This window comes from Geobacillus sp. 46C-IIa, assembly GCF_014679505.1.
GTDB lineage: Bacteria > Bacillota > Bacilli > Bacillales > Anoxybacillaceae > Geobacillus.
On sequence record NZ_CP061474.1, the window covers coordinates 986,056 to 1,001,427 of the forward strand.

General features: G+C 50.4%; 9 protein-coding genes and 1 pseudogene. All 10 read left to right on the top strand.

Going from position 1 to position 15,372, the window contains the following annotated elements; translation table 11 throughout:
- Window positions 1-233 precede the first annotated feature (233 nt).
- Window positions 234-2,282 (top strand): methylmalonyl-CoA mutase family protein, encoded by a 2,049-nt coding sequence (locus IC803_RS05040; protein ID WP_081209302.1) that lies wholly within the window; start codon window positions 234-236, stop codon window positions 2,280-2,282.
- Entirely contained in the window at window positions 2,266-4,461 is a 2,196-nt protein-coding gene (gene scpA, locus IC803_RS05045) for a methylmalonyl-CoA mutase (RefSeq protein WP_081209300.1), read from the top strand. Before IC803_RS05040 ends, scpA begins: the two co-directional genes overlap by 17 nt.
- Window positions 4,458-5,603 (top strand): methylmalonyl Co-A mutase-associated GTPase MeaB, encoded by a 1,146-nt coding sequence (gene meaB, locus IC803_RS05050; RefSeq protein WP_081209298.1) that lies wholly within the window; start codon window positions 4,458-4,460, stop codon window positions 5,601-5,603. The genes scpA and meaB overlap by 4 nt, the downstream gene beginning before the upstream one ends.
- A gap of 32 nt (window positions 5,604-5,635) precedes the next feature.
- Window positions 5,636-6,073 (top strand): BrxA/BrxB family bacilliredoxin, encoded by a 438-nt coding sequence (locus IC803_RS05055; protein ID WP_081209296.1) that lies wholly within the window; start codon window positions 5,636-5,638, stop codon window positions 6,071-6,073.
- Window positions 6,074-6,226: 153 nt separating this feature from the next.
- Complete coding sequence (locus IC803_RS05060) at window positions 6,227-6,787, top strand: HIRAN domain-containing protein (protein WP_223812025.1); 561 nt, start codon at window positions 6,227-6,229, stop codon at window positions 6,785-6,787.
- Window positions 6,788-6,897: 110 nt separating this feature from the next.
- Window positions 6,898-7,183: pseudogene (locus tag IC803_RS05065) on the top strand (nucleotidyltransferase domain-containing protein).
- 247 nt (window positions 7,184-7,430) lie between these two features.
- Entirely contained in the window at window positions 7,431-9,335 is a 1,905-nt protein-coding gene (locus IC803_RS05070) for an N-6 DNA methylase (protein WP_081209294.1), read from the top strand.
- A gap of 163 nt (window positions 9,336-9,498) precedes the next feature.
- Window positions 9,499-10,992 carry a class I SAM-dependent DNA methyltransferase gene (locus IC803_RS05075; protein WP_081209292.1) on the top strand — a complete coding sequence of 498 codons (1,494 nt, stop codon included), beginning with the start codon at window positions 9,499-9,501 and terminating at the stop codon, window positions 10,990-10,992.
- Window positions 10,982-12,271 (top strand): restriction endonuclease subunit S, encoded by a 1,290-nt coding sequence (locus IC803_RS05080; RefSeq protein ID WP_081209290.1) that lies wholly within the window; start codon window positions 10,982-10,984, stop codon window positions 12,269-12,271. The genes IC803_RS05075 and IC803_RS05080 overlap by 11 nt, the downstream gene beginning before the upstream one ends.
- On the top strand, window positions 12,250-15,261 hold the full coding sequence (locus tag IC803_RS05085; protein WP_081209288.1) for a type I restriction endonuclease subunit R: 3,012 nt from the start codon (window positions 12,250-12,252) through the stop codon (window positions 15,259-15,261). Before IC803_RS05080 ends, IC803_RS05085 begins: the two co-directional genes overlap by 22 nt.
- Window positions 15,262-15,372 lie beyond the last annotated feature (111 nt).

Here is a 15,372-nt window from a genome sequence, read left to right on the forward strand (position 1 = left end):
ACCTTCGCGATTTTGTGCGAAGTCCACTCCACTTTGCCAACAGCCAAGAACAAGGTGTTTTGTTCATTGCCCAAACGCGGCCGATGTACTACAATAAACATAGAACCCGTTTTTTCCCACCAAAGCGTTGCTTCATTCGTTTGGCGTGAGGCGCCATCGGGTGTGGCTCGTTTTCAGGCGGAAAAACGAAAGCGGTTTCTTTTTGGCAGAAAGACGCGAAAGGGGATGGGGAAATGAGCGATGTCGCGAAGATGAAGGAAGCGGCGTTTCCGGCTCCGCCGATGGAGGAGTGGGAGAGGGAAGCGGAAAAGTCGCTGAAAGGCAAGCCGCTCGAGCGGCTTGTGACGATGACATACGAAAACATAGCGGTGAAACCGCTTTATACGCGCCGCGATGTAGAGGAGCTCGGCCCGCTGGAGCAGTATCCGGGCTTTGGCCAGTACGTGCGCGGGGCGCGGCCGGAAGGGTATCGGGGCGAGCCGTGGAAGGTGAGCCAAGAGATTTCGGCGGCAAGCCCGTCCGACTGGAACGAGGCGGTGAAGCATGACTTAGCGCGGGGGCAGACGGAAATCCATTTCGCTCTCGGGCGGCTGCCGTTTGTCGTCGAGTCGGTTGAGGATGTTGCGGTGATGTTTGCTGGTGTGCCGCTCGATCGCTATTCGCTCCGTGTGGACGCGGGGGCGCAGTCGCTTCCGTTTTTAGCGTTGCTGGCTGCGTATCTGCAAGAACAAGGAATATCACTCTCAATGGTGTGCGGCGCGATCGGCATGGATCCGCTCGGAGCGTGGGCGGAACAGGGGACGCTCCCGTGTTCGCTTGAGCGGCTGTATGATGAAATGGCGGAAGCAACGAAGTGGGCGAAGGAACAGATGCCTTTCGTTCGCACGATTTTCGTGCGCGGCGAGCCATACCATAACGGCGGGGCGAACGCCGTGCAGGAGCTGGCGTTTGCCCTGGCGGCGGCGGTCGAGTACATCCGCGCGGGGCTGGATCGGGGCTTGACGGTGGATGACATCGCGACGCGGATGCAAGCGTCGTTTGCGGTTGGGGCTGATTTCTTTATGGAAATCGCGAAACTGCGGGCGGCGCGGCGGTTGTTTGCGCACGTGATTGGAGCGTTTGGCGGCAGTGAATCGGCCAGGCGGATCGAGCTGCATGTGCGCACATCGCGCTTTACAAAAACGGTGTACGACCCGTATGCGAACATGCTTCGCGCGGGAGCAGAAGCGTTTGCGGCCGTTGTCGGCGGCGCCGATGGCGTGCACGTGTCGCCGTTTGACGAAGCAATCGGACTCGCTGATGCGTTTTCGCGGCGCATCGCCCGCAACACACAGCTTATTTTGCTTGAAGAGGCGCATCTCGCCCATGTCATCGATCCGGCGGGCGGCTCGTATTATGTGGAGACATTGACGGCCAAGCTCGCCGAAGAAGCGTGGAAGCTGTTCCAGCAGGTGGAGGAAAAAGGCGGCATGGCGAAGGCGCTCGAAGACGGCTTCGTGCAGGCGGAAGTGGAAGCGGTCGCCAAGCGGCGGCTGGATCGTGTCAAGACGCGGAAAGAAAAAATCGTCGGTACGAACGTGTACGCCAATTTGGAGGAAACGTCGATCGAAAAGCCGAAGCAAGCCGCAGCGAACGAGGTGCCGCCGCTGGATGAAAAGCGGGTGGCTGAGATTCGCAGCGCGCTTGTCGGCGGGAAGTGGGTGGAAGTGGCGATTCGTGCGGCTCGCCGTCGAGCAACCGCTCGGGAGATCGCAGCGGCGTTGGTCGATGGGAACGCGGCTGTTGCCATCACGCCGATTCGGGCATGGCGCTTGGCCGAGCCGTTTGAAACGCTGCGGAAAGCAGCCGAGGAGCATGCGGAACGCACGGGAAGCCGGCTTTCCGTTCACTTGATTAATGTCGGGCCGCTTGTCCGCCATCAGGCGCGCGCCGATTTCATCGCCGGGCTGTTTGCGGCCGGTGGGGTGGCGGCTGAGCGAAGCGACGGCTTCGCCTCGGTTGAGGAAGCGGTCGAATGGGTGCGGAACACGAACGGGACGCATTATATCGTGTGCGGCGCGGATGACGACTACCCGGGGTTCGTTCCGGCGTTGGCTGAGGGGTTCAAGCAAGCCAAGCCGAACGCGAAGCTGTATGTCGCCGGAAAACCGCCGGAAGAGCTCGAGAACACGTACGCGGCTGCGGGCGTGGATGGGGCAATTCATCTCGGTTTGAACGCGTACGATGTGATCGTGGCGTTTCTCACGGAAAGAGGGGTGGCGTTGGATGGCGAAGGACGTTGATTTTACAAAGATGACGCTTTCCGCGGCAGCGGCCGATGTGGAGGAGAAACAGTGGAAAGACGCGGTCGAGCGGCGTGTGAAAGCGTCGATCGATAAGCTGTTGTTTCAGACGAATGAGCACATTGCGGTGAAGCCGCTTTATACAAAGAAAGATATCGATGGGCTCGATTTTCTTGATTATATGCCCGGCTTGCCGCCGTACTTGCGCGGGCCGTACCCGACGATGTATGTCGTGCGGCCGTGGACGATCCGCCAATACGCCGGCTTTTCGACCGCCGAGGAGAGCAACGCCTTTTATCGGCGAAATTTGGCGATGGGGCAAAAAGGGCTGTCGGTCGCCTTTGACCTGGCGACGCACCGCGGCTATGACTCTGACCATCCACGCGTCGTCGGCGATGTCGGCAAAGCAGGGGTGGCCATCGACTCGGTGCTTGATATGAAAATTTTGTTTGATGGCATCCCGCTTGACCAAATGTCGGTGTCGATGACGATGAACGGGGCGGTGCTCCCGATCATGGCGTTTTACATCGTCACCGCCGAAGAGCAGGGAGTGACGCAAGACAAACTGTCAGGCACGATCCAAAACGATATTTTGAAAGAATATATGGTGCGCAACACGTACATTTACCCGCCGGAGATGTCAATGCGCATCATCGCCGACATTTTCGCCTATACGGGCAAATACATGCCGAAATTCAACAGCATCAGCATTTCCGGCTACCATATGCAAGAAGCCGGGGCGCCGGCTGATTTGGAGCTGGCGTATACGCTCGCGGACGGGCTTGAGTACGTGCGCACCGGCTTGAAGGCGGGCATTGACATCGATTCGTTCGCCCCGAGGCTGTCGTTTTTCTGGGCGATCGGCATGAACTACTTTATGGAAGTGGCGAAACTGCGTGCCGCGCGCCTCATGTGGGCGAAAATGATGAAAACGTTCAACCCGAAAAATCCGAAATCGCTCGCATTACGGACGCATTCGCAAACGTCGGGGTGGAGCTTGACCGAGCAAGATCCGTTCAACAACGTCGTGCGCACGCTCATCGAAGCGCACGCGGCGGCGATGGGGCATACGCAGTCGCTCCATACGAACGCGCTGGATGAGGCGATCGCCTTGCCGACCGATTTCTCGGCGCGCATCGCCCGCAATACGCAGCTGTATTTGCAGGAAGAGACAGGCATTTGCCGGACGATCGACCCGTGGGCCGGTTCGTATTACGTCGAGACGTTGACGAACGAACTGATGAAGCGGGCGTGGGCGCATATCGAAGAAATCGAAAGTCTTGGCGGGATGGCGAAAGCCATTGAAACGGGCATCCCGAAAATGCGCATCGAAGAAGCAGCGGCCCGCCGCCAAGCGCGCATCGATTCAGGAGCGGAAACGATCATCGGCGTGAACAAATACCGTCCGGAAAAAGACGAACCGATCGACATTTTGGAGGTGGACAACACCGCCGTGCGAAAACGGCAAATCGAGCGGCTGAACGAGCTGAAGGCAACGCGCGACAACGAGCAGGTCGAAGCGGCGCTTGACGCGATTACGAAAGCGGCGGAAACGGGCGAGGGGAACTTGCTCGAGCTTGCTGTTCAAGCGGCGCGCGTCCGGGCGACGCTCGGGGAAATTTCGTACGCCATTGAAAAAGTAGCGAAGCGTCATCGCGCGGTCATTCGTTCGATCAGCGGCGTGTACAGCTCGGAGTATAAAAATGAAACGCAGCTTGAACGGGTGAAAGCAAAAGTGGCGCAGTTTGCGGAGCTGGAAGGGCGGCGTCCGCGCCTGCTGGTCGCGAAAATGGGGCAAGATGGCCATGACCGCGGGGCGAAAGTCATTGCCACGGCGTTTGCCGATTTAGGGTTTGACGTCGATATCGGCCCGCTGTTTCAGACGCCGGAAGAAACAGCGCGCCAGGCGGTCGAAAACGACGTGCATGCGGTTGGCATCAGCTCGCTCGCCGGCGGCCATAAGACGCTCGTGCCGCAGCTTGTTGCGGAGCTCGAAAAACTCGGCCGCGACGATATTTTAGTCATCGTCGGCGGCGTCATTCCGCCGCAAGATTACGCGTTTTTGTATGAACACGGCGCCGCTGCCGTCTTCGGCCCGGGCACGGTCATTCCGGAAGCGGCGGAAACTGTGTTGGACGAAATTTACGCTCGGCTTGGCTATGAGGAAGTGAGCGAATGAACGGCGAAGAGAAACAGCAAGAACGAGCAGGAGGCGAAGGTGCGGTAGAAGGTCAAGGGAGGCGCCCGGAATGGGCGGACGGCGAGAGCGCGTCGTCGTACGTGCAAGCCGAGCGCCCGCCGGCGCCAAAGCGGATTGTGAGGCGGAAAGAGCGGACAGTTGAAGAGTACGTCCAAGGGGTGCTCGCCGGCGACCGCACGATGTTAGCGCAGGCGATTACGCTTGTCGAAAGCAATGCGGCTAGGCATATGGATCTCGCCCAGCAAATGCTCAATGAACTGCTTCCGCACGTCGGCCGCTCGATCCGCATCGGCGTCACCGGGGTTCCGGGAGCGGGGAAAAGCACGTTCATTGAAGCGTTCGGCACGTTTTTATGCGAGCAAGGGCACCGCGTCGCCGTCTTGGCCGTCGATCCGACAAGTTCGTTGACCGGCGGCAGCATCCTCGGCGACAAAACGCGGATGGAGACGCTCGCCCGAAATCCGCGCGCCTTCATCCGTCCGTCGCCATCCGGCGGGGCGCTTGGCGGCGTGCACCGGAAAACGCGCGAGACGATGATGCTGTGCGAAGCGGCTGGCTATGACATCATCCTTGTTGAGACGGTCGGCGTCGGGCAAAGCGAGTTTGTCGTCCGTGGGATGGTTGACTTTTTCTTGCTGCTCGCCTTAACCGGCGCCGGCGACGAACTGCAAGGGATGAAGCGCGGCATCATGGAGCTCGTGGACGCCATCGTCATCAACAAGGCGGATGGCGACAATAAAGAAAAAGCAAAGGCGGCGCAAAAAGAATACAACCAGTTTCTCCATTACCTCCGCCCGGCCACACCCGGCTGGAAGACGAAAGCGTACACGTGCTCGGCGCTTTTGGGCGAAGGGATCGCCGACATGTGGCGCGTCATCCAAACGTTCGTCGAGATGACGAAGCGATCCGGCGTCTTTTTCGACCGCCGCCGCCAGCAGCAAAAAGACTGGATGCACGCCATGATCAAAGAATATATCGAAACGCGCTTTTTCACCGACCCGATCGTGAAAGAAAAGCTCCCAATGCTCGAGAACAGCGTCATTTCCGGCGTCAAGCCGGTCACTGCCGCGGTCAAAGAGCTGATCGAGGCGTATGAACGGAAGCGGGGCGGTGAACTATGATATGATAAAGGGAAAGCGAAGGAGGTGTCACAATGTTCCAATTTCAATTTCCGCTCTATAGCGACATCGTCGAACAAGCGCGGCGCGAAGCGGTCGAAGCCGGATTTGAAGAGCTGTGCACGCCGGAAGACGTCGACGCCGCGTTTCGCCGTCCGGGCACAACGCTTGTCCTCATCAACTCCGTGTGCGGTTGCGCCGGCGGCATCGCCCGTCCCGCAGCGGCCCACGCCGTCCACTACGACAAGCGTCCGGATCATTTGGTGACCGTCTTTGCCGGCCAAGACAAAGAAGCAACGGCCCGCGCGCGCGAGTATTTTGTCGGCGAGCCGCCGTCCTCGCCGTCGTTCGCTCTGTTGAAAGACGGGAAATTGTGCGCCATGCTCCACCGCCACGACATCGAAGGCCACGAGCCGATTGCGGTCGTGCAAAAGCTGCAGGCGCTGTTTGATGAATATTGTGAGGAAGTGTGAATGGAAACACCCGAAGCCAAAGAAGGCTTCGGGTGTTTTTCATGGTCATGATTGTTTGTGATCATGTATATGAAGACTTGGATAAAGGCAAATAGCAATGCATATTACTAAGTTTCATTTATGAATTATATCCAAAGGAAGTAAAGAGGGAAATTGAATGTATTTTCAGACAGATTGTTTGGACCGTTTGAGCGACGTTTGCCTGACCGACGTCGTCCGGATTTTTTGGAAATTTTGCGCACATATGGTTTGCCGCATGATTGTACAGATATGGATTTGTTACGAGCAAAGGGTGGTAAACTTGCGACAGATTCTTATGAATTTGTAGCACCAATTTATGTATTGGGAAATCATTTCGATTTTGATTTTTATGTCGCCGGTTGGAGGTATTACGAGGGAGATCAAGTGATTCAAGATCTTAAAGTGGGAGATAAAGTGCATTTTCGGTTAGAGCCGGAGAATAGGCAGGATGCTAAAGCGGTAGAAGTGTTAACAGATAAGGGGTGTAAGCTAGGATATATTCCTGCTTTCTATAGCGAGTTCATGTTTAACCTTTTTCAAAACAACGGATGTTATACGGCGAGAATTGAATCAATTCATGTTAAAGCTTTTCCTCAGCGTAAAGTAAATATAAATGTCTACGGCGTACTTCCCCCGTCTTGTCAGACGCAAGGTCTTGATATGTTGCATCAAGTAGCGTTACAAGTGACTTAGGTTGTTCTCACTGTTTTTGAAATGGGCTTTTTTTCAGAATGAATACATCCACAAAATCGAAGCGCGGCTGAAACATATCAAAAAAGAAATAATCGACTGTGACCGATGGAATGAGCCCGACCGTGTTTAAACGGCTGATGGCGTATTTTGCCGGCGAGGAAGATATTCAAAAAGTCATCTTGTTCGGCGCGCGGCACGGCCCGTTACAATTCGGACATTGACTTGTGCATGGACTACACCGGCAAGCAAAAATGGAAAGTCAAAGAGGATATTGACGACATCGTCGGCATTGATTCGTGTGATGTGCTCTTTTTCGACGCGCTGAACGAAGCGATCCGGCGCGAAATCGAGCGCGACGGGAAAACGATTTATGAGAAATCTCCGTCGCGAGCCTAGGCGGCCTGCCCCGCATGAGCGGGTGGCCGTTTTTTTTTTGTGTCCGGCGGCTGTAGGACGGGCGCGCACTATGTTAAAAAGGTGCAATTGCCACTCTTTGGATAAGGAAACAAAAAAGTAACTGAATTACTAACTTATTGTTGACTTTTTATTATTATTGGCATTATAATGCAGATAGAAAGTTTTTTGGTCAATACTTAAAGTAAGTAATGTTATTACTAAATAAAAATAATGAGGTGACTTTTAAATGGTGTATGAAAGAGAATTATCTCATTTCATGGATCAGTTGCGCAGCGAGGCGAATATAAGCGTGATCGATTCTGTGCAGACGATCGTGTCGATTGCAAGCGTGAAATTTTTAGAACTGGATAAGGAGCGTTACAGCCTTCCAGACGAACTCTCTTTAGGGGCGATTTTAAAAGAAGGAGCTTTTTTGGCGGAGAAGGTAAAGGCAGTTTTAAACGAAATAGAAGCACATGTCCCTTTCCTAAAGGGAGTATATGAGTTTTCCGACTTGTTTGGCCGATTAAGCAACAATACATTATATCATTTGTTGTCGCGGATTCATTCTTTTGCATTCACGAAAGAGCAGTGGAAACAATGGATTGAATCGTTGTTTGTGTACGCAGGCAATATGGCCGGGGTTGAAGGTGTAGAGCTGATCACGCCGGCTGGTGTTAATGAGCTGGGCATTCGCCTTTTAAATATGGAAGGAGGGGAGTTTTATGATGGTGCTTCAGGGCTGTCCGGCACGTTGTGCGCAGCAAGCGAATATGCACGGCGACATCATTGCGAAGTGGCGCTGTACGGTCAGGAAATCAACCAGCGAGCATGGGCGCTTGGAAAACTGCGTCTGTTATTTCACGACCGGACCGATGCTCATTTGGCCAAAGGAGATACGCTTACCGAGCCTGCATTTGTAGAGGGAAACAAGTTGAAAAAGTTTGATTACATTATGATGAATTTTCCGTTCGGCATGAGAATAAACAGCTATGAACAACTGATGAATGACCGTTATGATCGGTTTGTATACGGCCGATTGCCGCGAACGAGCGCTGACATGGCTTTCATTTTGCACGCTCTCTCTTCGTTGAAGGAAAACGGAAAAGCGGTTCTTGTCGTCACAAACGGAACGCTGTTTAGAGGAGGGCTGGAGGCGGTGATCAGGGAGCATTTATTGGCCGCCGATTTGATTGAGTCCGTGATCGCTCTGCCATCATCTTTGCTTGATGGTGCGGCCATTCAGATCAACCTTCTTGTGCTGAATAAAAACAAAAGTGCAGAGAGGGAAGGAAACATTTTATTCATTAACGCGGAAAATTATTATGGCGAACGGAGAAGAGGCAGAAGATATTTGCGCCAAGAAGATATCGACCGGATTGTGGCCATATATCATGAAGGGCTGGAGATCGATGAAGTAAGCAAATTCGTATCAGTCCGGGAGATTGAAGAAGTGAACCTTTTAAGCAACCGGTATTTGCAAAGTAGTGAATGGACGATCGAGCCGTACGGAAAAGTGAAGTTTTACCCTGATCACATAAAGAATTTGCCATGCGTACAACCATTGAAACGGATCGGCACTTTCTACCGCGGCATCAATATCTCATCCAAAGACGCAGAAACAGAGAATGGGCCATATAAAGTGATTAAGTTATCTGACGTCCAAAATGGGGAGGTGTTGATCGATCAACTCGCGTCTTATGAAATTACAAACAATGCCAAAATTGAATCATATCTTGTCCAAGAAGGCGATGTCATTATATCGGTCCGGGGGGCGGGGATCAAAATAGCGGTCATCCCGCCGCATGAGGGGGATATACTGATTTCCCATAACTTTATCGGCATTCGTCCGCACCGCCATGTCGACCCATTTTACTTAAAGGTTTTCTTGGAAAGCCCTGTTGGGCAATATCTTCTTTTGAGCAAACAGGTAGGGACAAATGTCACGATTTTGAATATGAAAGATTTGGAGAACATTCCGATTCCAGTGCGGCCGTTCGAAGAGCAGAAGGAAATCATCATGTCCTATCTCGAAGAACAAAAACACATTCAAGACATGATGAAACAACTCGAGAAGCAACGGCTTGAATCGAGTTTAAAACTGTACGAAAAAATGGGAATTCGTTCGACGTTTACACTGATGCAATCGTAAAACTCAAAACGCCGCTCTCCCTGTTGTCGCCTGCCGATAGGCTGGATGACAGGGAGAGCGGGGCTATAGGAAATTAGTTCCTTAATGGCAAAGATTTTTATGGTAAAATGGACTCTGGGAATCAAATGACATATCGTGTCAAACGGGAAAGGAGCAGTGACAGATGGCGACGATCGGTTTTGAAGAAAAGTTATGGTCCGCAGCCGATAAGCTGCGAAACAATATGGATGCGGCAGAATATAAACACGTCGTCTTAGGACTTATTTTCTTAAAATACGTGTCTGATACGTTTCAAGAAAAATGGGAGGAACTGATGAAAGAAGATCCCGATTTTGCGGAAGACCGCGACGCGTATATGGCGGACGGAGTGTTTTGGGTGCCGGAAACGGCCCGTTGGAGCTATATAGCGGAACGTTCGAAGTCGCCGGAAATCGGAAAAATTGTCGATGAGGCGTTGGATGCGATCGAAAAAGAGAATGACAGTTTAAAAGGAGTGCTCCCGAAAAACTACTCCCGCCCTGAGTTAGACAAGCGCATTTTAGGGGAAATTATTGACTTGTTTTCCAATATTGACGTCGGCGGCAGCGGGGCAAAGGAAAAAGACGTCTTAGGGCGGGTGTACGAATACTTCTTAGGCAAATTTGCCGCCAGCGAAGGAAAAGGAGGAGGCGAGTTTTACACGCCGAAATGCGTCGTCAAACTGATGGTCGAAATGATTCAGCCGTTCAAAGGGTATGTGTACGACCCGGCATGCGGCAGCGGCGGGATGTTCGTCCAGTCGATGAAATTCGTCGAAGAACATGCGGGAAACAAGTTTGATATTTCCATTTACGGCCAAGAATCGAACCCAACGACATGGAAGCTCGCCAAAATGAACTTGGCGATTCGCGGCATTGAAAACAATCTCGGTCCGAAACATGCCGACACGTTCCATGAAGACTTGCATCCGACGTTAAAGGCGGATTATATTCTAGCCAATCCGCCGTTCAATGACAGCGACTGGGGGCAGCCGAAATTAATCGACGACCCGCGCTGGAAATTCGGAGTGCCGCCGGCCGGAAACGCCAACTACGCATGGCTGCAGCATATGATCGACAAGCTTGGCCAAAACGGAAAAGCCGCCGTTGTGCTCGCGAACGGCTCGCTGTCCTCGATGACGTCCGGCGAAGGGGAGATTCGCAAAAACATTGTCAACGCAGATTTAGTCGACGCGATCATCGCGTTGCCGGATAAATTGTTTTACACAACGCAAATCCCGGTGTGCATTTGGATTTTAAACCGCAACAAGAAACATCCGAGGAAAACGTTATTCATCGATGCGCGCAAATTCGGCCAGCTCGTCACCCGGAAGTTGCGGGAGTTGACGGATGAGGATATCCGCAAAATCGCCGATACGTATATCAATTGGCAAAACAACGAGAACTACGAAGACGTGCAAGGCTTTTGCAAATCAGCGACGATCGACGACATTCGCGAGCACAACTACATCCTCACGCCGGGCCGCTACGTCGGTATTGAAGAAGAGGAAGAAGACGGGGAATCGTTTGAGGAAAAAATGGAGCGGCTGACAGCGACATTGGCGAAGCAATTTCAAAAATCGCGCCAGTTGGAAGAAGAAATTCGCAAGCAGTTGGGGGGGATAGGGTATGAGATATGACGGGTGGAAAGAAACAAGGTTAATAGATGTTATAGACATAAACCCTAGAACCCCTTTAAGAAAAGGAACGTTGGCCAAAAAAGTGTCCATGCAAGATGTTGCGGAGTTTACAAGAAAAATACAGTCATATGAAATTGCCGAGTTTACATCCGGTTCAAAATTTAAAAACGGTGATACTCTCCTTGCACGGATAACACCTTGTCTTGAAAATGGAAAAACAGCTTATGTCGACATCCTTGAAGATAATGAGATTGCTTTTGGCTCTACGGAGTTTATCGTGTTAAGAGCAAAGGAAGGAATAACCGATAGCAAGTTTGTGTATTACTTGGCTATTTCACCGGAATTCAGAAATATAGCAATAAAGTCCATGACGGGATCATCCGGCAGACAAAGGGTGCAAAGCGATGTCTTGGTTAACACTGTGATTGATTTGCCGCCACTAGAGGAACAAAAGAGAATTGCAAATGTGCTATCTGCAATTGACGACAAAATCGAACTCAACAATGAAATCAACCAAACCCTTGAAGAACTCGCCCAAACGATTTTCAAACGCTGGTTTGTCGATTTCGAGTTTCCGAATGAAAACGGCGAACCGTACAAATCAAGCGGCGGGAAGTTTGTCGAAAGCAAGTTGGGGATGATACCGGAGGGGTGGAGAGTGGCAACAATCGGCGATTTAGGGGACGTTGTAGGGGGAGGAACCCCTTCGAAAAAGCGGGAAGACTATTTCACCCAAAACGGCATCCCTTGGATTACGCCGAAAGATTTATCAAACAGTAAAAATCGTTATGTTGAAAGAGGAAGTGTTGATATTACGGAAGAGGGATTAAAAAATAGTAGTGCAAAATTGCTTCCTAAAGGTACCGTTCTTTTTAGCTCAAGGGCACCTATTGGTTATATTGCTATTGCTAAAAATGAGGTCACTACAAATCAAGGATTTAAGTCAGTGATCCCGCATAAGGACATCGGTTCGGAATTTATGTTTCAAGTTTTAAAATATAACAAAGACTTGATCGAAAGCAGGGCCTCCGGAACAACGTTCAAAGAAATTTCAGGTGGGGAGTTGAAAAAAGTACCTATTGTTTTGCCAAAAATGGAAGTTATTCAACGTTATAACGAAGCAGTGAGAAGTTTAGGAGAATTAATATGCAATAATGAAGAAGAAATCAACGCTTTGATAAGTATGAGAGATTCATTATTGCCCAAGCTCATGTCCGGAGAAATTCGTGTCGTTGACGCCGAACGGGAGGTGGAAGTGTGTTTACAGAAGAGCAGCTAGAGCAAGCCATGATTGAATATTTCCAAGAGCTCGGCTATCCGTATTTGCCGGTCGGGAAGTTGGAGCGGGACAAAAAGGAAGTGTTGCTGCTTGACCGGTTGGAAGCGGCATTGATGAAACTAAATCCGGGAGCGCCTTTTGGTGTCATCCGCGAGGCGATGCGGAAAATCCGTTATTTTGATACGAACGATGTCTTAACGAACAACAAAGTGTTTCATAAATACTTGACGGAAACGGTGGAAGTGGCCGAGTTTGTGGATGGGGAAACGGTGTACCATCGTGTTCGGCTCATTGATTGGGAAGCTCCGGAAAACAATGATTTTCTCGTCGTCAACCAATTGGAAGTCAGCGAAAAAGGGCAGGAAAAAATCCCCGACATCGTGTTGTATGTGAACGGCATGCCGCTTGTCGTTGCAGAGTTGAAAAGCACGTCGCGAGAAGAAGTGGATATCGAAGATGCATACAAGCAACTGAAAAATTATATGAATGTCCACATCCCATCGTTATTTTATTACAATGCGTTTCTCGTCATCAACGACGGGGTGAAGGCGCGCGCGGGGACGATCACCGCGCCGCTTGACCGGTTTATGGCTTGGAAAAAGATCAATATCGAAGATGATGTCATAGAAAACCGGGAGTTGGAAACGTTAATGTTCGGCTTGTTCGAGCCGAAGCGCTTTTTGGATGTGATCAAAAACTTCACGTTGTTTGCGAACGAAGCGAAAATTATGGCGGCGTACCACCAATATTACGGCATGAAAAAAGCGGTTGCTTCTGTCATGCGGGCGGTTTGCGCCGACAAGCGCGCCGGGGTGATTTGGCACACGCAAGGGAGCGGCAAAAGTTATTCGATGGTGTTTTTGGCGGGAAACTTAGTCAGACAGGAACAGCTGAAAAATCCAACCATTGTCGTGATCACCGATCGCAACGATTTAGACGGACAGTTATTTGAAACGTTTTGCGGGGCGAGTGAATTTTTACGGCAAACACCATTACAAGCGGAAACGCGCAGCCATTTGAAAGAGCTGTTGGAACATCGGCAAACGGGCGGCATCGTTTTTTCAACGATTCAAAAGTTTGAAGAAGAAACCGGCTTGCTTTCTGAACGGGAAAACATCATCGTGATGGTTGACGAAGCCCACCGCTCCCAATACGGCGTTGATCCGAAATACGATATCGAAACGGGGGAGCAAAAGTACGGGTATGCGAAATATTTGCGTGAAGCGTTGCCGAATGCGACGTATATCGCGTTTACAGGGACGCCGATTGAAACGACCGATCGATCGACGACCGGCTTGTTCGGCGATGTCATTGATGTGTATGATATGACCCAAGCGGTGGAAGACGGGGCGACGGTCAAAATTTATTACGAATCTCGCTTGGCGAAAGTGAAATTGGACGAGAAGAAAATGAATGAAATTGACCAAGAATATTGGCGCATGCAAGTTCACGAAGGCGTCGGCGACTATATTATTGAACAAAGCCAAAAAAGCTTGAGCCGCATGGAGCAAATCATAGGCGACCAAGACCGAATTCGCGAAGTCGTCACGGACATTATCCATCATTACGAGGAGCGCGAACATCTTGTCAAAGGAAAAGCGATGATCGTTGCTTATTCGCGCAACACCGCGTTTGCAATGTATAAAGAGATCATGCGTCAACGTCCGGACTGGAAAGACAAAGTGAAAATTGTCATAACCGAAAACAATCAGGATCCGGAGGAGCTCGCGAAGCTTGTCGGAAATAAACAAACGCGGAAACAGCGGGAAAAAGAATTTAAAGATGTCGATCATCCGTTTAAAATCGTCATTGTTGTTGATATGTGGCTCACCGGTTTTGACGTGCCGGCGCTCGATACAATGTATATTGACAAGCCCATGAAGGCGCATAACTTGATGCAAGCGATCGCCCGCGTCAACCGCGTTTATCCGGGGAAAACAGGCGGATTGATTGTTGATTACATCGGCTTAAAGAAAAATTTAATGGAAGCGTTGCAAACGTATACGAAGCGCGACCAAGATAAAGTGCAAGAAAACACCCAAGCCCGCGACATCGCGTTAAACATCCTCGAAGTGTTGCGCAATATGTTTCATTCGTTTGACTATCGCTCGTTTTTTGGCGACAGTGACAAAAAGCGTTATGAAGTGATTTGTGGCGGCGCTGAATTTGTGCAACAAATAGAAAAACGAAAATCGCTGTTTATGACGGAAACGAAAAAGCTAAAAGATGTTTATAAAATTTGCACCGGCTTGCTTTCGAAAGAACAAAAAGAGGAAATTTCCTATTTTATCGCTGTTCGTTCCTTTATTATGAAATCTTCGCGAACAGGCACACCTGACTTAAAAGAAGTGAATGAACGAATCGCGAAAATGTTGGAAGAAGCGATTGTGGAAGATGAAGTGATGGTGTTGACCCAAGCGGTTTCATCGGAAAGTTTCGATTTGTTGAATGAGGAGAACATCAAAAAATTACGCGCCTTGCCGCAAAAAAATATTGCGTCGACCATTTTAATGCGCGTATTAAAGCAAAAATTGCAAGATGTGAAAAAGACAAACATGACGGTGAGCCAAACATTTTCCAAACGTTTTGAAAAAATATTAGAAAAATACAACAATCGAAATGATTACACGGATGTGTATGAAGTATTTGAGGAATTGCTTAAATTTAAAGAAGAGTTGCAGGCGGCGATTGAAGAAGGGAAACAGCTTGGCTTAACCGAGGAGGAGAAGGCGTTTTTCGACGTGTTAGGTTCTGACCCGGATATAAAAAAATTAATGGAAGATGAGATATTAATTCAAATCGCAAAGGATTTGGCGAAAACGGTAAAGGAAAACCGGACGCACGATTGGGATAAAAAAGCGCAAGCCCAAGCGCGCATGCGCCTTGAAATTAAGAAGGTGCTGCGCAAGTACGATTATCCGCCAAATAAACAGCCGAAAGCGGTGGAAGATGTGCTTGAGCAGGCGAAGCTGCAGTGCATGAATATGTAAGGGGATCAATCGGTGCTTTGAGGAGAGACAGTTATGGAGAATATGCTGTCTCTCCCCGCGAAATTCATCGTTTTGTCGCATTAGCAATAGTTTATTGAAGTGGTCAAGATA